Source organism: Streptomyces sp. NPDC059499 (genome assembly GCF_042749285.1).
Taxonomy (GTDB): Bacteria; Actinomycetota; Actinomycetes; order Streptomycetales; family Streptomycetaceae; genus Streptomyces.
In genome coordinates, this window is sequence record NZ_JBHYTT010000015.1 from 89,501 (window position 1) to 109,588 (window position 20,088).

Annotated in this window: 16 protein-coding genes and 1 riboswitch; of the genes, 8 read left to right on the forward strand and 8 right to left on the reverse strand. The window is 70.1% G+C overall.

The annotated features are described in order from the left end of the window. Positions 1-32 precede the first annotated feature (32 nt). Positions 33-1,226 (forward strand): serine hydrolase domain-containing protein, encoded by a 1,194-nt coding sequence (locus tag ACFW9O_RS28660; RefSeq protein WP_384613350.1) that lies wholly within the window; start codon positions 33-35, stop codon positions 1,224-1,226. Between the two features lie 48 nt (positions 1,227-1,274). On the opposite strand, the gene ACFW9O_RS28665 is transcribed toward ACFW9O_RS28660, so the two are convergent. The 3 genes from ACFW9O_RS28665 to ACFW9O_RS28675 all read right to left on the reverse strand — a co-directional run bounded on the left by ACFW9O_RS28665 (position 1,275) and on the right by ACFW9O_RS28675 (position 4,771). Beyond that, positions 1,275-1,802, reverse strand: coding sequence for a hypothetical protein (locus tag ACFW9O_RS28665; protein ID WP_384613352.1), 528 nt, complete (start codon positions 1,800-1,802; stop codon positions 1,275-1,277). A gap of 120 nt (positions 1,803-1,922) precedes the next feature. Then, positions 1,923-3,086 (reverse strand): spermidine/putrescine ABC transporter substrate-binding protein, encoded by a 1,164-nt coding sequence (locus ACFW9O_RS28670; RefSeq protein ID WP_384613353.1) that lies wholly within the window; start codon positions 3,084-3,086, stop codon positions 1,923-1,925. Positions 3,087-3,331: 245 nt separating this feature from the next. Continuing rightward, positions 3,332-4,771, reverse strand: a complete 1,440-nt coding sequence (locus tag ACFW9O_RS28675; protein WP_384613354.1) for a gamma-aminobutyraldehyde dehydrogenase — start codon at positions 4,769-4,771, stop codon at positions 3,332-3,334. Positions 4,772-4,948: 177 nt separating this feature from the next. Here ACFW9O_RS28675 and ACFW9O_RS28680 point away from each other — a divergent pair, with 177 nt between their 5' ends. The 5 genes from ACFW9O_RS28680 (at position 4,949) to ACFW9O_RS28700 (ending at position 10,057) form a co-directional block, all read left to right on the forward strand. After that, positions 4,949-5,440, forward strand: coding sequence for an Lrp/AsnC family transcriptional regulator (locus tag ACFW9O_RS28680; RefSeq protein ID WP_383177361.1), 492 nt, complete (start codon positions 4,949-4,951; stop codon positions 5,438-5,440). After that, the gene (locus tag ACFW9O_RS28685) at positions 5,425-6,804 is read left to right on the forward strand and encodes an aspartate aminotransferase family protein (RefSeq protein WP_384613356.1); all 1,380 of its coding nucleotides are present in this window, start codon (positions 5,425-5,427) and stop codon (positions 6,802-6,804) included. The genes ACFW9O_RS28680 and ACFW9O_RS28685 overlap by 16 nt, the downstream gene beginning before the upstream one ends. 217 nt (positions 6,805-7,021) lie before the next feature. Further along, positions 7,022-7,759 carry an ABC transporter ATP-binding protein gene (locus ACFW9O_RS28690; RefSeq protein WP_384613358.1) on the forward strand — a complete coding sequence of 246 codons (738 nt, stop codon included), beginning with the start codon at positions 7,022-7,024 and terminating at the stop codon, positions 7,757-7,759. Then, positions 7,741-8,904 carry a hypothetical protein gene (locus ACFW9O_RS28695; protein WP_384613360.1) on the forward strand — a complete coding sequence of 388 codons (1,164 nt, stop codon included), beginning with the start codon at positions 7,741-7,743 and terminating at the stop codon, positions 8,902-8,904. Before ACFW9O_RS28690 ends, ACFW9O_RS28695 begins: the two co-directional genes overlap by 19 nt. A gap of 34 nt (positions 8,905-8,938) precedes the next feature. Continuing rightward, positions 8,939-10,057, forward strand: a complete 1,119-nt coding sequence (locus ACFW9O_RS28700) for an LOG family protein (protein ID WP_384613362.1) — start codon at positions 8,939-8,941, stop codon at positions 10,055-10,057. A gap of 27 nt (positions 10,058-10,084) precedes the next feature. On the opposite strand, the gene ACFW9O_RS28705 is transcribed toward ACFW9O_RS28700, so the two are convergent. From ACFW9O_RS28705 to rlmN, 5 genes are all read right to left on the reverse strand, one after another. After that, the gene (locus tag ACFW9O_RS28705; RefSeq protein WP_384613364.1) at positions 10,085-10,537 is read right to left on the reverse strand and encodes an SRPBCC domain-containing protein; all 453 of its coding nucleotides are present in this window, start codon (positions 10,535-10,537) and stop codon (positions 10,085-10,087) included. A 70-nt stretch (positions 10,538-10,607) separates the two neighbouring features. After that, positions 10,608-11,639: an ABC transporter ATP-binding protein gene (locus tag ACFW9O_RS28710; protein WP_384613366.1), complete on the reverse strand. Its 1,032-nt coding sequence runs from the start codon at positions 11,637-11,639 to the stop codon at positions 10,608-10,610. Between the two features lie 2 nt (positions 11,640-11,641). Next, entirely contained in the window at positions 11,642-13,255 is a 1,614-nt protein-coding gene (locus ACFW9O_RS28715) for an ABC transporter permease (protein WP_384613368.1), read from the reverse strand. Positions 13,256-13,299: 44 nt separating this feature from the next. Further along, on the reverse strand, positions 13,300-14,397 hold the full coding sequence (locus ACFW9O_RS28720) for a thiamine ABC transporter substrate binding subunit (protein WP_384613370.1): 1,098 nt from the start codon (positions 14,395-14,397) through the stop codon (positions 13,300-13,302). Between the two features lie 70 nt (positions 14,398-14,467). Then, a riboswitch (TPP riboswitch) is annotated at positions 14,468-14,574 on the reverse strand. 76 nt (positions 14,575-14,650) lie between these two features. Continuing rightward, positions 14,651-15,757, reverse strand: a complete 1,107-nt coding sequence (rlmN, locus tag ACFW9O_RS28725) for a 23S rRNA (adenine(2503)-C(2))-methyltransferase RlmN (RefSeq protein WP_384613372.1) — start codon at positions 15,755-15,757, stop codon at positions 14,651-14,653. Positions 15,758-16,147: 390 nt separating this feature from the next. Here rlmN and ACFW9O_RS28730 point away from each other — a divergent pair, with 390 nt between their 5' ends. Beyond that, positions 16,148-17,119, forward strand: coding sequence for a helix-turn-helix domain-containing protein (locus ACFW9O_RS28730; protein ID WP_384613374.1), 972 nt, complete (start codon positions 16,148-16,150; stop codon positions 17,117-17,119). Between the two features lie 206 nt (positions 17,120-17,325). Continuing rightward, complete coding sequence (locus tag ACFW9O_RS28735) at positions 17,326-19,959, forward strand: S8 family serine peptidase (RefSeq protein WP_384613376.1); 2,634 nt, start codon at positions 17,326-17,328, stop codon at positions 19,957-19,959. Positions 19,960-20,088: the final 129 nt, after the last annotated feature.

The following is a 20,088-nucleotide window of genomic DNA, read 5'->3' on the forward strand; positions in this document are numbered from 1 at the left end:
GCAGTTACGGATTCCACCCCCCGGAGGCACCGATGAACACCCGCACCCGCACGCTTCTCGCCGGAGCCCTCGTCCTGGCCGTCGTGGCGGGCCCGGCCGCGCCCGCCCTGGCGAACGGCCCTGCGCCTGCCCCACCGGCCGGTGCGAGCTCCCCTGAGATCCCCGGGGCGGCGGCACTGCGCGCCGCGATCTCCGGCCTCCCCGCCGAGGACGCCACCGCCGCGCTCGTACGGGTGGGCGGCAGGGACGGCACCTGGCGCGGCAGCTCGGGTGTGCACGATCTGGACTCGAACCGTCCGGCCGATCCGCGGGCACGGTTCCGGGCCGGATCGGTGACCAAGATCTTCACCGCGGCCACGGCCCTGCAGCTGGCGGGCGAGGGGAAGCTGGACCTCGACCGGACGGCCAGGCACTACCTCCCGGACCTGATCCCCGCCGCGTACGGGCAGGTCACCGTCCGGCAGCTGCTCAACCACACCAGCGGGATACCGGCCGCGGGCATGCCCGGAGGGACCATCGAGGAGTGGTACGCGCACCGCTTCGACCTGTACACACCGCGCGGCATGGTCGCCTCGGCCACGGCCGAGGAGCCGGAGTTCGTCCCCGGCCGGAGCCAGCACTACCTCAACATCAACTACACGGTGCTGGGACTCCTGATCGAGCGGGTGACCGGCGACTCCTACGCCCACCAGGTGAGTGAGCGCGTCCTGCGCCCGCTGGGTCTGCACTCCACGTCGTTCCCCGGCACCGACCCGCGTATCCGTGGCCCGCACAACCACGGCTACCAGGTGTTCGCCGCACCCGGCGGTGGGACGGAGCTGCGGGACGTGTCGGTGTGGGGCCCCACCGACGGCTGGGCGGCGGGGGACATCATCTCGACCACCGTGGACCTGGAGCGCTTCATCACCGCACTGTTCCGGGGGCAGGTGGTGCGCGGTCCGCTGCTGGAGGAGATGTTCACGCTTCCCGACCCCTCGGTGCGTACGTACGGAACCGGCAAGCCCGCCCAGTTCGGCGCGGGCCTGAGTGTGATGACGCTGGGCGGGCGTGAGGTGTGGGGGAAGACGGGAGGCCGCCACGGGTACAACTCGCTGGTGGCGGCGACCCGTGATCTGTCCCGCACGCTGGTGTACAGCGTCAACTCGACGGACGCGAAGGGCCAGGACATGAATGCCACGGCGATGGACATAGTCGTGGCCGCCTTCGGCGCCCCGTCCGACGGATGAGCCGAAGGCGGTTGACCGCCGGGCCCGGTCGGCCCTCGGCCGGCCGGGTCAGGCCGGCACCGGGACGGGCACCGGCGCCGCCTGCACCGCTTCCAGTCGCTTGATCATGCGGTGGACGACATACAGCGGGATGACGCCGAAGATCCCGAAGGACATGTCGATGACGGTCCACCAGAAGGGGATGTCCCGGATCGGTCCGCAGATCAGGGCCAGCGGGATGATCCCGGCACAGGCGATCATGCCGAACTCGATGACCCAGATGTTGCGGACCGGATCACGGTAGGGACCGTAGAAGGCGACCGCGATGACCAGGTGGGCGAAGGCCAGCCAGTCGGTGCCGTAGAGCACGAAGGGGTACGTCGCGTCGGCCTCGTCGAGGCCGGTGCGGACCCGGGTGATCCATTCCATCAGGGCCGGGAAGTGCTCGGGGACGGGAGAGGCCGAGGACCTCAGCAGGTCCTCCACCCAGTTCAGTTCGTGCACCAGCGGGAAGGCGGTCAGACCGCTCAGCACCAGGCAGACGATGAAGAGGACCAACCACACGCGTATGCGCCGCAAGAGGGCTCGCTCGCTCATGCCCGCAGCGTACGCCCATCATGAACACGTTCAAAAATGGGGGTGGGGCTCGAAGGCGCGAGGCACCGGTGAACCCTTCGGCGCACCTCGGGCGGCACCTCGCTGCGGCTCGCCGAAGGCTCAGAGGCCGACGATGGAGTTCCACGTCTTCGCGAAGCCGGTGCGCTCCTCGGAGGTGATGTCGCGGGCGATGGCGAGCCGTTCGCGCATCGCGTCGTCGGGGAAGATCAGAGGGTCCTCGGCGAGCGCCGCGGTCTCCTCGTCCTTCGAGGAGGCCAGGATCTCGCGGGCGGCGGGTACCGGGCATACGTAGTTGACCCAGGTGGCCAGTTCGGCGGCGACCTCCGGCTCGTAGTAGTAGTCGACGAGCCTCTCCGCATTGCGCTTGTGGGCGGCCAGGTTGGGGATCATGAGCGACTCCGCCCAGAGCTCGGCACCCTCCTCGGGCACCACGAACGCGATGCCGGGGTTGTCGGCCTGGAGCTGGATGACGTCCCCGGAGTACGCCTGGCAGGCGAGCACGTCGCCGTTGGCCAGGTCCTTGATGTAGTCGTTGCCGGTGAAACGGCGGATGTGCCGGCTCCTCACGCGCTTCTCCACCTGCTCGCACATCCGGTGGAAATCATCGGCGGTCCACCGGGTGATGTCGGCCCCGTCGCCCTGCATGAGCAGGGCGAACGCCTCGTCGAGCCCGGAGAGCAGCGTCACCCTGCCGCGCAGGTCGTCCGCCCAGAGCTCGCTCGTGTGCCGGATCTCCCGCCCGAGCTTCTCGCGGTTGTACGCGATGCCGGTGATCCCGGACTGCCAGGGCACACTCTGCAGGCGCCCCTCGTCGAAGGCGGGTGAACGCAGCTGCGGGTCCAGGTACTTGGCGACATTGGGCTGCTTGGAGCGGTCCATCTCCTGCACCCAGCCGAGCCGTACGAACCGGGCGGCCATCCAGTCGCTGACGACGACGAGGTCCCGGCCCGTCGACTGGTGGTTCATCAGCGCCGGGCTGATCTTCCCGAAGAACTCGTCGTTGTCGTTGATCTCCTCGGTGTACGAGACGGAGATCCCGGTCCGCCGGGAGAACGCGTCGAGCGTGGGCCGCTTCGACTCGTCCTCGTCGTCGGTGTCGATGTAGAGCGGCCAGTTGGCGAAGTGGAGCGAGTGGTCGCGGTCCGAGCTGTCGTGTCCGGAGCGGTCACCGGGCTCCACATAGGCGGCGGGCACTCCGCAGCCGGCCAGGGCGGTACCGGCCGCTCCCGCGCCGAGGGCGCGCAGCAGGGAACGACGGGACATGAGGTGTTCCGGAATCGAGCGCACCCGCGCAGGATGCCCGTCCCCCGCGAGGGCGGGCAATGGACCAACCGTCCAGCGGAGGCGGCCCCTTCCGCACACCATGTCCATGCCGTGCGACGCGGAACCTCCCGCACGATCCGCCGGAAGCGCCCAAAACGGCGAACGGCCCCGGGACGGCGAACGGCCCCGGACCGCAGCCCGGGGCCGTTCGCGCGCGACGTCCGTCAGCCGTCAGCCGGCGCCGGTCAGTCGCCGATCGACGTCATGACGTGCTTGATCCGGGTGTAGTCCTCGAAGCCGTACGCCGAAAGGTCCTTGCCGTAGCCGGACTTCTTGAATCCGCCGTGCGGCATCTCGGCGACGAGGGGGATGTGGGTGTTGATCCACACGCAGCCGAAGTCGAGGTTCTTCGACATCCGCATCGCGCGGGCGTGGTCCTTGGTCCACACCGAGGAGGCCAGCGCGTACTCGACGCCGTTGGCGTACTCGAGCGCCTGGGCCTCGTCCGTGAACGACTGGACGGTGATGACGGGGCCGAAGACCTCGTGCTGGATGATCTCGTCGTCCTGCTTGAGGCCGGAGACGACGGTCGGGGCGTAGAAGTAGCCCTTGTCGCCGACCCGGTGGCCGCCCGCCTCGACCTTGGCGTGTGCGGGGAGGCGCTCGATGAAGCCGCTGACCTGCGCCAGCTGGTTGGCGTTGTTGAGCGGGCCGTACAGCACGTCCTCGTCGTCCGGCAGACCGGTCTTCGTGTCGGCCGCCGCCTTGGCGAGCGCGGTGACGAACTCGTCGTGGATGGACTCGTGGACCATGACGCGGGTCGCGGCCGTACAGTCCTGGCCGGCGTTGAAGTAGCCCGCGACGGAGATGCCCTCGACGGCCTTGGCGATGTCGGTGTCCTCGAAGACCACGACCGGGGCCTTGCCACCGAGCTCCAGGTGGACGCGCTTGACGTCCTTGGCCGCGGACTCGGCCACCTGCATACCGGCGCGTACCGAGCCGGTGATGGACGCCATCGCCGGGGTCCGGTGCTCGACCATCGCGCGGCCGGTCTCACGGTCGCCGCAGATGACGTTGAAGACGCCCTTGGGGAGGATCTGCCCGATGATCTCGGCGATCAGCACGGTCGACGCCGGGGTGGTGTCCGACGGCTTGATGACGACGGTGTTGCCCGCGGCGAGGGCCGGGGCGAACTTCCAGACGGCCATCATCATCGGGTAGTTCCACGGGGCGACCTGCGCGCAGACGCCCACGGGCTCGCGGCGCACGATCGAGGTCAGGCCCTCCATGTACTCTCCGGCCGAACGGCCCTCGAGCAGCCGGGCGGCACCCGCGAAGAAGCGGATCTGGTCCACCATGGGCGGGATCTCTTCGGTACGGGTGAGCTCCAGCGGCTTGCCCGTGTTCTCCGACTCCGCCGCGATGAGGTCCTCGGCCCTCTCCTCGAACGCGTCCGCGATCTTCAGCAGCGCCTTCTGGCGCTCGGCGGGGGTCACGTCGCGCCATGCGGGGAACGCGGCGGCAGCGGCGTCCATGGCGGCATCGACGTCGGCCTGTCCGGAGAGCGGGGAGGTCGCGTAGACCTCCTCCGTCACCGGGTTGACCACGTCGATGGTCCGGCGGTCCGCGGCGTCCCGGAACTCTCCGTTGATGTAGTTGCGCAGACGGCGCACCTCGGTGGTCACAACCACCACTCCTGTCGGCTGTCCGATGGGTGAGACTTCCACCCTAAACGCTGCGGTGACGCTTTCGACATACCCACCCGCCGGGAACTTCGGATTCGGTGATATTCAGGCACCCAGACAACGAATTTCATCGATTCGGGCTTGCCAGACAGACGAGTCGGGGTGCAGAGTGGATGCGTGGCCAGTCGCAGCGCAGACTCCAGGACCGGGAACGGATCGTCACCCGCGGTCGATGCCGTATCCCTCGCAATCATCGAACAGCTCCAGGAGGACGGACGTCGGCCGTACGCCGCGATAGGCAAGGCCGTCGGCCTCTCCGAAGCGGCAGTGCGCCAGCGCGTCCAGAAGCTGCTCGACCAGGGCGTGATGCAGATCGTCGCCGTCACGGACCCGCTGACCGTGGGGTTCCGGCGCCAGGCCATGGTCGGCGTCAACGTCGAGGGTGATGTCGACCCCGTGGCCGAGGCGCTGTCGGCGATGACCGAATGCGAGTACGTGGTGATGACCGCGGGCTCCTTCGACCTGATGGTGGAGATCGTCTGCGAGGACGACGACCACTTGCTGGAGACGATCAACAGACGCATCCGGGCCGTTCCCGGAGTGCGCTCCACCGAGAGCTTCGTCTACCTCAAGCTGAAGAAGCAGACCTACATGTGGGGAACCCGATAGCCGTGAGCAAGGACCTCAGCCGAACCGCGTACGACCACCTGTGGATGCACTTCACCCGCATGTCGGACTACGAGAACGCGCCCGTTCCCACCATCGTGCGTGGCGAGGGCACCCACATCTACGACGACAAGGGCAAGCGCTACCTCGACGGCCTGTCCGGCCTCTTCGTGGTGAACGCCGGACACGGCCGCCACGAGCTCGCCGAGGCCGCGTACAAGCAGGCGCAGGAGCTGGCCTTCTTCCCGGTGTGGTCCTACGCCCATCCGAAGGCCGTCGAGCTCGCCGAGCGCCTCGCCACCCACGCGCCGGGCGACCTCAACAAGGTCTTCTTCACCACAGGCGGCGGCGAGGCGGTCGAGACCGCCTGGAAGCTGGCCAAGCAGTACTTCAAGCTCACGGGCAAGCCGACCAAGTACAAGGTCATCTCGCGTGCGGTCGCCTATCACGGCACTCCGCAGGGCGCCCTGTCCATCACCGGTCTGCCGGCCCTCAAGGCCCCCTTCGAGCCGCTGGTCCCCGGCGCGCACAAGGTCCCGAACACCAACATCTACCGCGCCCCGCTCTTCGGCGACGACCCGGAGGCCTTCGGCCGCTGGGCCGCCGACCAGATCGAGCAGGAGATCCTCTTCGAGGGTGCGGACACCGTCGCGGCCGTCTTCCTGGAGCCCGTACAGAACGCCGGCGGCTGCTTCCCGCCCCCGCCCGGCTACTTCCAGCGGGTCCGCGAGATCTGCGACCGGCACGACGTGCTGCTCGTCTCCGACGAGGTCATCTGCGCCTTCGGCCGGCTCGGCACGATGTTCGCCTGCGACAAGTTCGACTACGTACCGGACATGATCACCTGCGCCAAGGGCATGACGTCGGGCTACTCCCCCATCGGCGCCTGCATCATCTCCGACCGGCTGGCCGAGCCGTTCTACCAGGGTGGCAACACCTTCCTGCACGGCTACACCTTCGGTGGCCACCCGGTCTCCGCAGCGGTCGGTCTCGCCAACCTCGACATCTTCGAGCGCGAGGGTCTCAACCAGCACGTCCTGGACAACGAGAACGCCTTCCTCACCACGCTGCAGAAGCTGCACGACCTGCCGATCGTCGGCGACGTCCGAGGCAACGGCTTCTTCTACGGCATCGAGCTGGTGAAGGACAAGGCCACCAAGGAGACCTTCACCGACGAGGAGACCGAGCGCGTCCTGTACGGCTTCCTCTCCAAGGCGCTGTACGAGAACGGCCTGTACTGCCGGGCCGACGACCGCGGGGACCCGGTCGTCCAGCTCGCTCCGCCGCTGATCTCCGACCAGTCGACGTTCGACGAGATCGAGGGCATCCTGCGGGGCGTCCTGACGGAGGCCTGGACGAAGCTCTGACCGATGCCCCGGCCGCCGGGCGCACCGCTTCCGGCAGTCATTTCATACGGTCCACACGGCCCGGATGCACCCGTTCGAGTGAGAAGGGGTGCATCCGGGCCGTGTGCTGTCCCGACACCCCGCTCCGACTACCTAGCGTGCCGAGTGACCGATCGGCCCTGTCTTCGTTCCCCCGTACGGGGGAACGGGAAATCTGATCTGAACCGAGGTGTACGCCATGGTGGCCCCGCCGGACAACGACGTGATCTGGGCACGTTCCCTGCAGCACTCCCACAACGGATCACCGGGGCTCGGCGGTGTCTCCCTCGGCGTCCGTGACGGTGAGGTCCTCGCCGTCACGGGCCCCCGGGGCAGCGGCAAGACGACGCTGCTGCACTGCCTCTCCGGCCAGTTGGTGCCCCAGCAGGGCGAAGTCTGGTTCAACAGCGTCCCCATCCACACCATGGGCCCGCGGCTGCGCGAGCAGCTCCGCCGCGACCGCTTCGGCTGGATCGCCGCCGAGCCCCAGCTCGTGCCGGAGCTGACCACCTGGGAGAACGCCGCTCTTCCGCTGCTGCTGCGGGGTGTCTCGCACCGGGCGGCGAAGAAGGCCGCGACGGAGTGGCTCGAGCGCCTCGACATCGGGATGCTCGCCAAGAAGCGCCCGCACTCCCTGCTCCAGGCGCAGCGTCAGCGGATCTCCGTGGCCCGTGCCCTGACCGCGTCACCGTCCGTGATCTTCGCGGACGAGCCGACCGCGACCCTCCACCGTCCGGAGCGCGCGCAGCTGCTGCGCACCCTGACCACGGCGGCGCGGTCCCACGGCATCACCGTCGTGATCGCCACCCATGATGCCGAGGTCGCCGCCCTCGCCGACCGCGCGGTCTCCCTGCTGGACGGCCGTCGTGTCACCACCGTCGCCCTGCCCGCCGTATCGGATACGGAAGGCCGCTCGGCGTGCTCGCTCTCCGTCTGACCCGTGGTTCCCATCCCCTGGTCCTGACGCGGCGGCTGCTCGTCGCGGCCGCGTCGGCCGGTGTCGGCTTCCTGCTCCTGTGCACCCTCGGGTACGCCTCCGCGCACCCGGCGCACGCCTCGACCTCCGTGCTGAGGCTGCTGTGGTGTGCTGTTCCGCTGGCCGCGACGGTGCAGTTCGCTGTCGCGGTGGCGCGTACCGATCCGAGTACACGCCCACGCCCGGGGCTCTTCGCCGTGGGGTTCGGGCCGGTCCGGCTGAGCGTGCTCGCCGCCGTGTCCACCGCGGTGTCCACCACGCTGGGTTCGATGGTCGCCCTGCTCTTCTTCCTCCATCTGCGGGGCGATCTGACCGGGCTGCCGTTCGACGGCGGTGCCGCCGAACTCCTCGGCGCCGAGGCCCCGTTGCCGCTGGCGGCCGCGCTGATGCTGCTGACCCTCGTGCCGCTGGCCTCGGCGGCGGCGAGCGGGCTCGCGCTGCGGTCCCGGCCCGTCGCACCGTCCGAGGCCCAGGAGGCGGAGGAGCTTCTCACCCCCGTACCGGCGCCGACGGGGCTCCCGTGGGGAGTCGCGCTGACGGCGGCCGGCCTCGCTGTCGAGGCGTACGCGAACCGCGGTTCGGCGGGCAGTCCCTTCCCGCTGCCGGGGAAGCTGGACTCCACTCCGGCGAGCGTGCTGGTGGGCTGGACCCTCACGGCGATCGGCCTGGCCATGGCCGGTCCCGGTCTGACCCATCTCTGCGGGCGGCTGCTCCAGGCGGTGCGCCCCGGGGCCGTACGCCTGCTGGCGGGAAGGGTCCTGATGGACGAGGCGCGCCGGATCGGCCGTCCGCTCGGGATCGTCTGCGCGGTGCTGTCCGGGGTGATCGCGGGCTCGGTGCTGTACGACGGCGGACCGCGGCCCTTCGGCCCGCTCACCGCGCTCGGCGCGCTACTCGTCCTGGGCTGTACGACGGCGACGCTGCTGACCTCCGCGCTGGAGGCCAAACAGTCCCGGACCCGTACGGCCGAGACCCTGCTGCGGCTCGGTGCCCCGGCTTCCTCTCTCCGCGCCGCCGCCGCGCTGCGGGCACTGGTGCTGCTGGCTGTCTTCGCCCCTCTGACCTGGGTGATCGCGGAGCTGGCGGCCCTTCCTCTGACGGGGTGAGACCCGGCGCCGGGGCTGTCCGTAGCATGGCGGCGTGGAGAATCCGGACGAGAACACGTACGCACCCGGCGTCGAGATCGAGACGCTCACCGCATTCGACGTGGCGGTCGCCGCCGGAACCCTGGCCGGCCATCGTGTCCAGTCCGTCGACCTGACCGGCCGGGGCGAGGCGCTCCTCGCGACCGAGACCCGGGGCGCGGTCTTCCTCGGCTGCCGCATGGATCCCCGTGCCGAGGCGAAGATACGGGCGGACGGGGCGTTCGTCTTCCCGCCAGTGCCCGGACTGCCCTTCGACCCGTACCGCGGACTGCTCTACACCCCCGACGCCCTCTACGAGGGCTTGGCGGAGGGCGGTTACGGCTCGACGCCTGACGCGCGGGCGTACGACTGGTTCCAGCTGACCAAGTCGAACGGCGATGTCTTCGCCTCGATGCTGCGGGCGCTCCACGACGACGCGGTCTCCGACGCTCTGGACGAACACCTGGTCGGGGCCCGGGTGGTGGGCGTGATGGGCGGCCACGCGATGGCCCGCGGTTCCGAGGCGTACCGTGGCGCCGCCACTCTCGGCAGGGAGCTGGCCCGCAGCGGTCTGACCGTGGCGACGGGCGGCGGTCCGGGTGCCATGGAGGCGGCCAACCTCGGCGCGTACGCCGCCCCGCACTCCGACGCGATGCTGCTCAAGGCCTGCGAACTCCTCGCCTCTTCGCCGTCGTTCAGCGCGTCGGTCACCGAATGGGCGACGGCGGCCTTCGCCGTGCGGAGCCGATGGCCCGACGGTGGATCCTCGGTCGCGATCCCGACCTGGTTCTACGGCCACGAGCCGCCGAACGCCTTCGCCGACCACGTCGCCAAGTACTTCGCGAACGCCGTGCGCGAGGACGGGCTGCTGGCCCGCTCGAACGCCGGTGTGATCTTTCTGCCCGGCGCCGCCGGGACCGTGCAGGAGATCTTCGACAACGCGACGCCGAACTACTACGAGTCGCGTTCCGCGCCCACGCCGATGGTGCTGGTGAACCGCGCGCACTGGACGGAGAAGCTGCCCGCCTGGCCGCTGCTGAGCGCACTGGCGGCGGACCGGGCGATGGAGTCCCGTATCGCGCTCGTCGACACGGTGGAGGAGGCAGCCGGGGCCCTCGCCCGGCTGACGGGCTGACCGGCCGGCGCCCGGGGTTCCGTTGTCTCAGCGGGCGGCGAGGTGGGCGTCCAGGGTGTCGAAGAAGGCGTCCCAGCCGTCCTCGGCCGCCGCGTACTGCTCGGGCGTGAGGTTGCCGCCGCGCTGCTGGAAGACCATCTCGGTGGACTTCCTGCTCAGCTCGGTGAAGGTGACCGTGACCCTCTCACCCTCGACGTCCGCGGGCGCGCTCCTGTCCTTCAGCGTGAAGGCGAGCCGCTCGGGGGCGGACACCTCACGGTAGACGCCGTGGAACGGCATCTCCGCGCCGGGCACGATGATGACGAGGCTCCACTCACCGCCCGGCGTGACGTCCATCGACAACCGGTCCAGCGGTACGTCCGCGTCGCCCCCGTACCAGGCGGCGAAGTCCTCGGGGACCGTCCAGGCGGCGAAGACCCGGTCCCGCGGTGCCTCGACGACGCGGGTGATGTCGATGCCCTCGCGCGCTGATCCAGTCATGATCCCTGCCCTTCCCGACGGTTCCGTGTCCAGGGGACCAGGCTCCGGGGGGCTCCGCCAGCCGGACGGGTCAGACCTCGTGGGCCGGGGACAGGACCACCGTCTCCGCCGCGTCGAACGTCACGCCCACCCTGGCCCCCTCCTCGGGGGTGTCCCGCAGCCCGCACTCGGCCTCCAGGACGGGCCCGTCGGCGGGGTGCAGGGTCACGGCGACATGGTGACCCCGGAACGTGCGCGCGCCCACCGTGCAGGTCAGCCCCTCCTGCGCACCGCCGATCCGTACCCCGGCCGGCCGGACCAGCAGCTCACGCGCTCCCTGGGGAGAGTCACCGGGCACCGGCACCCTGCCCCAGGGCGTGTCGGCGGCCGTGCCGGTCACCGTCGCGTCCACCACGTTGTCGAAGCCGAGGAACCGGGCGACGAACGCGGACGCCGGGCGCTGCCAGACCTCCAGAGGGGTCCCCTCCTGGGCGATCCGGCCGTCCCGCATGACCACCACCCGGTCCGCGAGGGCGAAGGCTTCGCCCTGGTCGTGGGTGACGGCGAGGACCGTCGTACCGAGCCGTCCGAAGAGGGTGCGGAGCTCCACGACGAGCCGTTCGCGCAGACTCCGGTCCAGCTGCCCGAGCGGCTCGTCCAGCATCAGCAGTTTCGGGCGGGGTGCCAGCGCGCGGGCGAGGGCGACACGCTGCTGCTCGCCGCCCGACAGGGCGGCGACGGCCCGCCGTCCGGCGCCGGGCAGGCCTACGAGGTCGAGGAGCTTCTCGGCCCTGCGGTCCCGCTCGGCCCGGGAGACCCCGTGCATCCGCAGCCCGAACGCCACGTTCGCGCCGACGTCCCGGTGCGGGAACAGCTGGTGGTCCTGGAACATCAGCCCGAGCCCGCGCCGGTGCACCGGCACGGCGGCCTGGTCGGCGCCGTCCAGGAGCACCCGTCCGCCGTCCAGTTGCTGCAGCCCCGCGACGACCCGCAGGAGCGTCGACTTCCCGCTGCCGCTGGGCCCGAGGACACAGACGATCTCGTGCTCGGCGACCTCCAGGTCCACGGCGTCCAGCGCGGTCCGCTTCCCGAAGCGGACCGTGGCCGAATCCAGTGCCAACATCTCTAGAACTCCCCCGATCGGTCGGTGCGGATACGTTCGAGCAGGAGCAGCGACACCGCGCAGACGAGCATCAGGATCGTGCTGAGTGCCATCGCCTGCCCGTAGTTGAGCTCCCCGGACCGCCCCAGCAGCCGGGCCACCGCCACCGGCAGGGTGGGGTTGTCGGGGCGTGCGATGAACACGGTCGCGCCGAACTCGCCGAGCGATACGGCGAACGCGAAGCCCGCCGCCACCAGCACCGCCCGCCGCACCAGCGGCAGATCGACCTCGCGCCAGGCCCGCGGCGGCGAGGCCCCGAGCACCGCCGCGGCCTCCCGCAGCCGGTCGTCGACCGCGCGCAGGACGGGCAGCATGGTCCGTACGACGAAGGGGACGCCCACCAGCGCCTGGGCGAGCGGTACGAGGATCCAGGACGTACGCAGGTCCAGGGGCGGCTCGTCGAGCGTGATCAGGAAGCCGAAGCCGACGGTGACGGCGGACACCCCGAGAGGCAGCATCAGCAGCGCGTCGAAGCCGCGCACCAGTGGCCCTGCCCGCCTCGTCAGCGCCGCCGCGGCGAGACCGCCGATCACGAGGGCGATGAGGGTCGCGACCAGCGCGTACTGCAGCGAGTTCCAGATGGCCTCCAGCGGCGGGACCAGGAACGTGGAGCCGCTCGCCTCGGCGGACTGCAACGCGCGGTAGAAGCCGAAGCCGTAGCCGCCGGACGTGTCCAGGGAGCGTTCCACCAGCACACCGAGGGGCACGACGATGAGCAGGGCGACGGTCAGCAGTACGCCGCCGAACAGGGCCCACTGCCCGGCCCCGCGCGGCCGGCGGGAGGTCTGTGCCGGGTCGACGAGCTTCAGTGCGGTCTCCCTGCGCCGTACGGTCCACGCGTGTACGGCGAGGATCCCGCCGACCGCGGCGAACTGCACCAGGGTCAGCACGGCGGCCGTCGGCAGATCGAGCAGCTGGGCGGTCTGCCGGTAGATCTCCACCTCCAGGGTGGAGTAGGCGGGACCGCCGAGGATCTGGACGACTCCGAAGGAGGTGAACGTGAAGAGGAAGACCATCAGGGCGGCGGCGGCCACGGCAGGAGCCAGCGCGGGCAGGGTCACCCGCCGCCAGGCCGCGAGGCGTCCGGCGCCGAGCACCCGCGCGGCCTCCTCCTGACGGGGGTCGAGCTGCGACCACAGGCCGCCGACGGTCCGTACGACGACCGCGTAGTTGAAGAAGATATGGGCGAGGAGAATCGCCCACACCGTGGTGTCGAGCCGGACGCCCCACAGCTCGTCGAGGAATCCGCCGCGTCCCAGCAGCGCCAGGAACGCCGTACCGACGACGACGGTCGGCAGGACGAACGGCACGGTCACGACGGCTCGCAGCAGTTGCTTGCCGGGGAAGTCGAACCGGGCGAAGACATAGGCACCCGGCAGCGCGATCACCAGGGTGAGCGCGGTCGACGCGAGGGCCTGCCAGGTGGTGAACCACAGGACGTCGAGGATGTCCGGACGGCTCAGCACCTCGCCGATCCGGCCGAACTGCCAGTCGCCGTCCGTCTTGAGCCCCCGGCCGACGATCGCGACGACGGGGTAGGCGAAGAACAGCGCGAAGAACGCGACGGGCAGGGCCATCAGGCCGAGCCGCGCCGCGTTCCCCCTCGCCGAGGGACGCTTGACTACTTCACGACGAGCGAGGACCACGACTGGACCCACTGCTCACGGTTCTTGGCGATCTTCTCCGGGTCCACCGTCGCCGGCTTGTCGACGGTCGCACCGAACTTCGTGAAGAGCTCCGGCAGCTCCGCGTCCTTCGCGACCGGGTTCACGAACATGTTGAGCGGCATGTCCTCCTGGAACTGCTTGCTGATCAGGAAGTCCAGCAGTGCCTTGCCGCCCGCCTCGTTCTTCGCACCGTCCAGCAGGCCGGCGAACTCGATCTGGCGGAAGCAGGTTGCGGTGGCGACCCCGGTCGGTGCCTCGGTGGGCTGCGGCTCCGCGTAGAGCACCTCGACGGGCGGGCTGGAGGCGTACGAGACGACGAGCGGCCGGTCCGCCTTGGTCTTCTTGCCGCCGGCCGAGCCGGAGAACTCCTCGTTGTACGCCTGCTCCCAGCCGTCGACGACCTTGACGCCGTTGCTCTTCAGCTTCTTCCAGTAGTCCTGGTAGCCGTCCTCGCCGTACGTGGCGACGGTGCCGAGGAGGAAGCCGAGGCCGGGCGAGGAGGTCGCGGCGTTCTCGGTGACGAGGAGGTTCTTGTACGCGGGCTTCAGCAGGTCGTCGAACGACTGCGGCGGCGCGAGCTTCTTGTCGGCGAAGTACTTCTTGTCGTAGTTGACGCAGATGTCGCCGGTGTCGACGGGCGTGACCCGGTGCTTGTCCGCGTCGAGCTGGGTGTCGGCCGCGACGCGGTCGAGCCCCTTCGCCTCGTACGGGGTGAACAGTCCGTTGTCCAGGGCGCGTGAGAGCAGCGTGTTGTCGACGCCGAAGAACACATCGCCGCGGGGGGATCCCTTGGTCAGGATCTCCTGGTTGAGCGCGGCACCGGCGTCACCGCTCTTCAGTACCTTGACCGTGTAGCCGGTCTCCTTCGTGAACGCCTTGAGGACCGCGTCCGAGGCGTTGAAGGAGTCGTGGCTGACGAGGGTCACGGTCTTGGAGGCCTTCGCGTTCCCGGCACCCGAGGCGTCGTCGTCGGATCCGCCGCAGCCCGCGAGCACGGTCACGCCGAGCGCGGCGGCCATCGCCGTCGCGGCGTACTTCGTGGTGGTGTTCATTGATTCCTCCTGGAAGTGACCAGGAAGAGACGCGGCCCCACCCGCTCGGCGAGCGGGCAGGGCGCAACAGCTTGAGTAAGGTCCGAACTTCCTACCCGGAATGACCCGGGCGAGGTTCAGAGGGTCTGCGGCTCGGTGCCGCACTCTCAGCGCTGTGGCGCTCCCCTGTCGGAATATGAAGTTGATTTCCGGGTCAGGCTACACCGGCCGGATCAGGCCGTTCCGGCCGGATGGCGCCCTACCCGGAACCACGTCAGCGCTCGGAGGCCGCCAGCTGTCCGCAGGCCCCGTCGATCTCCTGACCACGGGTGTCACGGACCGTGACGGGCACACCATGAGCGGCGATCGCGTCGACGAACGCCTTCTCGTCCTCGGGCCGCGAGGCGGTCCACTTGGAACCGGGCGTCGGGTTCAGCGGGATGAGGTTGACGTGCACGCGCTTGCCCTTGAGCAGCCGGCCGAGCCGGTCGCCCCGCCATGCCTGGTCGTTGATGTCGCGGATCAGCGCGTACTCGATGGAGATGCGGCGGCCGGACTTCTCGGCGTACTCCCACGCCGCGTCCAGCACCTCCCGGACGTTCCAGCGCGTGTTCACGGGAACGAGGGTGTCGCGCAGCTCGTCGTCCGGGGCGTGGAGCGAGACGGCGAGACGGCATTTGAAGCCCTCGTCGGCGAAGCGCAGCATGGCCGGCACCAGGCCCACCGTGGACACGGTGATCCCACGCTGCGAGAGCCCGAGACCGTCCGGCTCGGGGTCGGTCAGCCGCCGGATCGCCCCGACGACGCGCTTGTAGTTGGCCAGGGGCTCGCCCATACCCATGAAAACGATGTTGGAGAGCCGGGCGGGCCCGCCCGGAACCTCACCGTCACGCAGCGCCCGCATCCCGTCCACGATCTGGTGCACGATCTCGGCCGTGGAGAGATTGCGGTCGAGGCCTGCCTGCCCGGTCGCGCAGAACGGGCAGTTCATCCCGCACCCGGCCTGCGAGGAGATGCACATCGTCACCCGCTCCGGATACCGCATGAGGACGGACTCGACGAGCGTCCCGTCGTGCAGCTTCCAGAGCGTCTTGCGGGTGGTGTCGTCGTCGCAGCTGATGTGGCGCACCACGGACATCAGGTCGGGGAACAGCGCCTCGGCGAGCTTCTCCCGCGAACCGGCCGGGATGTTGTTCCACTGGACCGGGTCGTGCGCGTACCGCGCGAAGTAGTGCTGCGACAGCTGCTTGGCGCGGAAGGGCTTCTCGCCGGTCGCGGCGACTGCTTCCTTGCGCTCGTCGGGGGTGAGGTCGGCGAGGTGCCGCGGCGGCTGCTTGGCTCCGCGGGGCGCGACAAACTGGAGTTCTCCGGGCTTAGGCATGGTTCTTCCAGTGTCGCAGACACGCCGTGGTACCCGAGGTCGTCGTGGGCCCGGGTGGGTGGGGTGCGACGGCGTCCGGTCGCTGTCGGCCGACGTCGGCGCCCGTGTGACGGCCCACGGACCGCCCCGGCCTCGCGCACGACCGTGACCGATCGCACCCGGGAACGGCTGTACGCAGTCGGACCTCACCCCGCATATCGAACGTATGCGCGAATTCTTCCCGCCCGTTCCGACTGGAGGGATGCCGGCCCCGAACCCCCGGCCGGATCGTTGAGGCGGAAGTGGATCTCACTCGCCCGTGGCGCGGGTCTCAGCGGTAGTCTGCCGCCAGCCATCCGTCCTGACCGGGGGGTTCCTTGTCCGCACCGACTATCTGTGCCGGGGGTTGAGATGCTCGAGGGACTCGGGATCGGACCCGTCGAGGAGCAGGTGTACGTGGCGCTCGTCGCCCGGGCCGCGACCGACGCCGGGGAACTGGCCGATCGCTCAGGCATGCCGGAACCGGAGGTCGAGCACGCCCTCGCCGAGTTGGAGCTCATGGGCCTGGTGACGACCCACCCGGGCCAGCGGCGTGGCCTGCGGGCCGCACCGCCGGACATCAGCCTGAATCTGATGGCGCTGCAGCGCATGGACGGCGTACGCAAGGCACAGCTCGCCATCGCCCAGCTGACCCAGAGCTACCGGGGCGACGCCCCGTCCGCCGACACCACCGAGACGATCGAGGTCATCGAGGGCGGAGCCGCCATCGCGGAGCGCTACGCCCAGGTCCAGCGGGCAGCCCGCAAGGAGATCCGGAGCATGACCGCGGGGCCCGTGGTGGCCGTCCCCCCGGCCGCCAACACCGGCCAGCAGGACGCCCTGCGGGCGGGCGTGCGGTACCGGGTCGTCTACGAGAGGTCCTCACTGGACCTGGAGAACCCGGACACTCCGCTGCTCCTCGATGAATGGGCCGAGCTGGGCGAGGAAATGCGGGTGTCGGTCGACATCCCGCTCAAGTTGGTCATCGTCGACGACGGACTCGCTCTCGTCATACCCCGGGAAGCCCCGTCGAGCGACCCCACGGCCCTGGTCGTACGCACCCGTACCGTGCTGGACGGTCTCAGTTGGATCTTCACCAGGGTCTGGGAGTCCGCCCTCCCCGTACCCGCCGCGCTGGCTGCGGGCAGCGAAGGACCGTTGACCACCGACGACAGGCATCTGCTCTCCCTGCTGCTGGCCGGGTACACCGACCAGGCGATCGCCTCCCAGCAGGACGTGAGCCTGCGCACCGTCCAGCGGCGGGTCCGGCGACTGCTGGCCCTCGCCGGGGCGCAGAGCCGGCTTCAGCTCGGCTGGCAGGCCGCGCGCCGCAACTGGATCTGACACACCGTCGAAACCGGCACGAAAACTCCCCGGCCCGTGGGGGCGGGGATCGCTGCGGCATGCTCGTGGCGCGTTTGTGCCAAGACATCAAACCGCCATGTCCAGGGGCTGATAGGCGAGTTCATCGGGTGGCACGGTGTCGCTGTCCGACACGTTCCCGAGCCCGAAGGACGCTGATGTTCCGCCCCAGAACCCGCACTCCGCACATGCCCGTGCGAACCGCAGCCGCGATAGCCGCCGTCCTGGCCACCGGCTGCATGTCCCTGGCCTCCGTACCGGCCAGCGCGGACTCCGCGCTCCCGCAGTCCACCGCCGCCGCCGTCGACAAGCTCGGCAGCCACGACCGGGCGCTGATCGCGAAGTACACCAAGCAGTCCCGGGCCCGCAGCATCCCCGCCGGGGCCGACCGGGCCGTCCCCGGCTTCGTCACTCTGATGCTTGCCGTCAAGGACGGCCGGACCGCGGAAGCCGAGCAGGCACTGACCGGCCTCGGCGCCGAAGTCACCAGGACCGATCCCGAGATCGGCTACATCAAGGCCAACGTGCCGTTCGCCGAGGTCGAGAAGGTCGCCGCACTCGAGGACGTCCTGCGGGTGGATGCCGACGAGCTCCTCGAACTGGAGGACACCCGGGTCGATTCCGGCAGAAGCGGTGCGGCCGCCCACTCGGCCCGCCTCCCGGCAGCCCCGTCCGCGAAGACCCGGGACGACAACCCCTACATGCCGACCGCCGAGACCGGCTCGGTGGACTTCAAGGACGACCACCGCACCTATGACGGCCGGGGCGTAACCATCGGCATCATGGACACCGGCATCGACCCGACCCACCCTGCGCTGGCCAGGACGACGACCGGTGAGCGCAAGCTGGTCGACACGGTCGTCGGCAGCAACCCCACCAACTTCATCGACCTGCTCTTCGACCGCACCTGGTCGCTGCTCACCACGAGCAACGCGGTCACCGGGCCGACCGTCGTCAAACAGAACATCACCTGGACGCTCCCGGCCGGCGAGGGCCTGTCCCTGTCCACCCGGCTGCTCAACGCGACCAGCTTCGCCGACCCCACCCTCGCCGGCAGTTACCTGGGCACGGTGTACCGCGCCACGGACGGTGCCCTCTTCGTGGACACCGACCTGGACCACGTCTTCTCCGAGGACGAGCTGATCCGGCCCTACAAGGCCGACCACCAGATCGGCTACCTCGGCACCGACAACCCTGACACCGCGCGCAACGAACGGCAGCCGTTCACCGTCGACTTCAAGAAGTTCTCCGCGGCGTTGTCCGGCATCAACATCAACGCGCTCGACGTGGCGCACGGTACCCACGTCGCCGGTATCACCGCCGCGAACGGGATGTTCGGCGGCGCCATGGACGGCCAGGCCCCCGGCGCCAAGCTGGTCTCCATGCGGGCGTGCACCTCGGCCGGCTGCTCCAGCGCCGCCCTCACCGACGGCATGATCGACCTCGCCACCGACCACGGCGTCGACGTCATCAACATGTCCATCGGTTCCAGCCCGGCCCTCAACGACGGTCAGAGCGCCATGTCCCTGCTCTACAACCGCCTGATCGACGAGACCGGCGTCCAGATGTTCATATCCGCCGGCAACTCCGGCGCCGGCACCAACACCCTCGGCGACCCGACCGCCGCCGACAAGGTGGTCAGCGTCGGCGCCTCGGTCTCCGGTGAGACGTGGTGGGCCAACTACGGCTCCAAGGCGGCCTTCAAGGACGGCATCTTCCCGTTCTCCTCGCGCGGCCCGCGTGAGGACGGCGGCATGAAGCCCGACATCACCGCACCGGGCGCGGCCGTCTCCCCCACCCCGGACTGGATCGCCAGCGCCTCAGTCGCCGAGACGGGCTACACCCTGCCGCCCGGCTACTCCATGATGAACGGCACCTCGATGGCCTCCCCGCAGGCCGCAGGCGCCGCGGCGCTGCTGCTGTCCGCCGCCGAGCAGAGACGCGTCAGCGCGACCCCTGCCGAGCTGCGCAGGGCCATCTATTCCTCGGCCGACTACGACCGCAGCGTGGATGCCATCGCCCAGGGCAACGGCCGGTTCGACGTCGAGAAGGCGTGGAGCCTGCTGTCCAAGGGCGTCTCCACCAGCGAGGACATCAGCGTCTCCGCGCCGGTCTGCACCGTGCTCTCCGACAAGCTGATCACCCCCCACGCGGGCACCGGCCTGTTCAACAGCTGCGCCCCCGGCAGCGGCGGCCAGGGAGTCGGCGAGGCCCGTACCTACGACGTCACCCTGACCCGCACCGGCGGCAAGGACAGCGCCCAGTCCTACGACCTCGACCTCACGGGCAATGACGGCACCTTCTCCGCGCCCAAGCGCGTCACTCTCGAGAAGGACGTCCCGACGGTGGTCAAGGTGACCGCAGAGCCCGAGCGCCAGGGCACCCACAGCGCCGTCCTGACCATCGACAACCACCGCACGCGCGGCGTCGAGCAGTCCATGCTCCTGACCGTCGAGGCAGCCACCCCGCTGACCGCGGACACCACGTGGGCGGCCGACGGCACCGCGAACCGCAACGAGACCGTCCACTACACCGTGGCCGTTCCGGCCGGCACCAAGAGCCTGACGGTGAACCTCTCGGGCCTCACCGACGGCAGCCAGACCCGGTGGTGGGCCTTCACCCCCGAGGGCGTCAGCGGCGAGAAGTCCGGCGGCGGCTCGATCTACTGCTACGCCAACTACCTCGACGGCAACGGCTGCGACCCGACCACCCGCACCTACACCAACCCGAAGCCGGGTGTGTGGGAGTTCGTGGTCGAGGCTCGCCGCACAACCCCCCGGCTGAGCAACCCCTTCCACCTGGAGTCGTCCATCACCCAGTGACCGCGTGACATCCACCGGACCGGCCGAGGGCCCCCGCCCTCGGCCGGTCCTTTGCGCTCGGACCGACGAATGAGGGCCCGCCGCCCAGTGGGCAACGGACCCTCACTCATGGAACCGCAGGTCGCCGGT

What these genes read in the sequence shown, in the direction of transcription:
- ACFW9O_RS28660 (WP_384613350.1), top strand. Translation starts at nt 33, where the DNA reads ATGAACACCCGCACCCGCACGCTTCTCGCCGGAGCCCTCGTCCTGGCC.
- ACFW9O_RS28665 (WP_384613352.1), bottom strand. Translation starts at nt 1,802, where the DNA reads ATGAGCGAGCGAGCCCTCTTGCGGCGCATACGCGTGTGGTTGGTCCTC.
- ACFW9O_RS28670 (WP_384613353.1), bottom strand. Translation starts at nt 3,086, where the DNA reads ATGTCCCGTCGTTCCCTGCTGCGCGCCCTCGGCGCGGGAGCGGCCGGT.
- ACFW9O_RS28690 (WP_384613358.1), top strand. Translation starts at nt 7,022, where the DNA reads ATGGTGGCCCCGCCGGACAACGACGTGATCTGGGCACGTTCCCTGCAG.
- ACFW9O_RS28705 (WP_384613364.1), bottom strand. Translation starts at nt 10,537, where the DNA reads ATGACTGGATCAGCGCGCGAGGGCATCGACATCACCCGCGTCGTCGAG.
- ACFW9O_RS28710 (WP_384613366.1), bottom strand. Translation starts at nt 11,639, where the DNA reads ATGTTGGCACTGGATTCGGCCACGGTCCGCTTCGGGAAGCGGACCGCG.
- ACFW9O_RS28715 (WP_384613368.1), bottom strand. Translation starts at nt 13,255, where the DNA reads ATGGCCCTGCCCGTCGCGTTCTTCGCGCTGTTCTTCGCCTACCCCGTC.
- ACFW9O_RS28720 (WP_384613370.1), bottom strand. Translation starts at nt 14,397, where the DNA reads ATGAACACCACCACGAAGTACGCCGCGACGGCGATGGCCGCCGCGCTC.
- rlmN (WP_384613372.1), bottom strand. Translation starts at nt 15,757, where the DNA reads ATGCCTAAGCCCGGAGAACTCCAGTTTGTCGCGCCCCGCGGAGCCAAG.
- ACFW9O_RS28730 (WP_384613374.1), top strand. Translation starts at nt 16,148, where the DNA reads ATGCTCGAGGGACTCGGGATCGGACCCGTCGAGGAGCAGGTGTACGTG.
- ACFW9O_RS28735 (WP_384613376.1), top strand. Translation starts at nt 17,326, where the DNA reads ATGCCCGTGCGAACCGCAGCCGCGATAGCCGCCGTCCTGGCCACCGGC.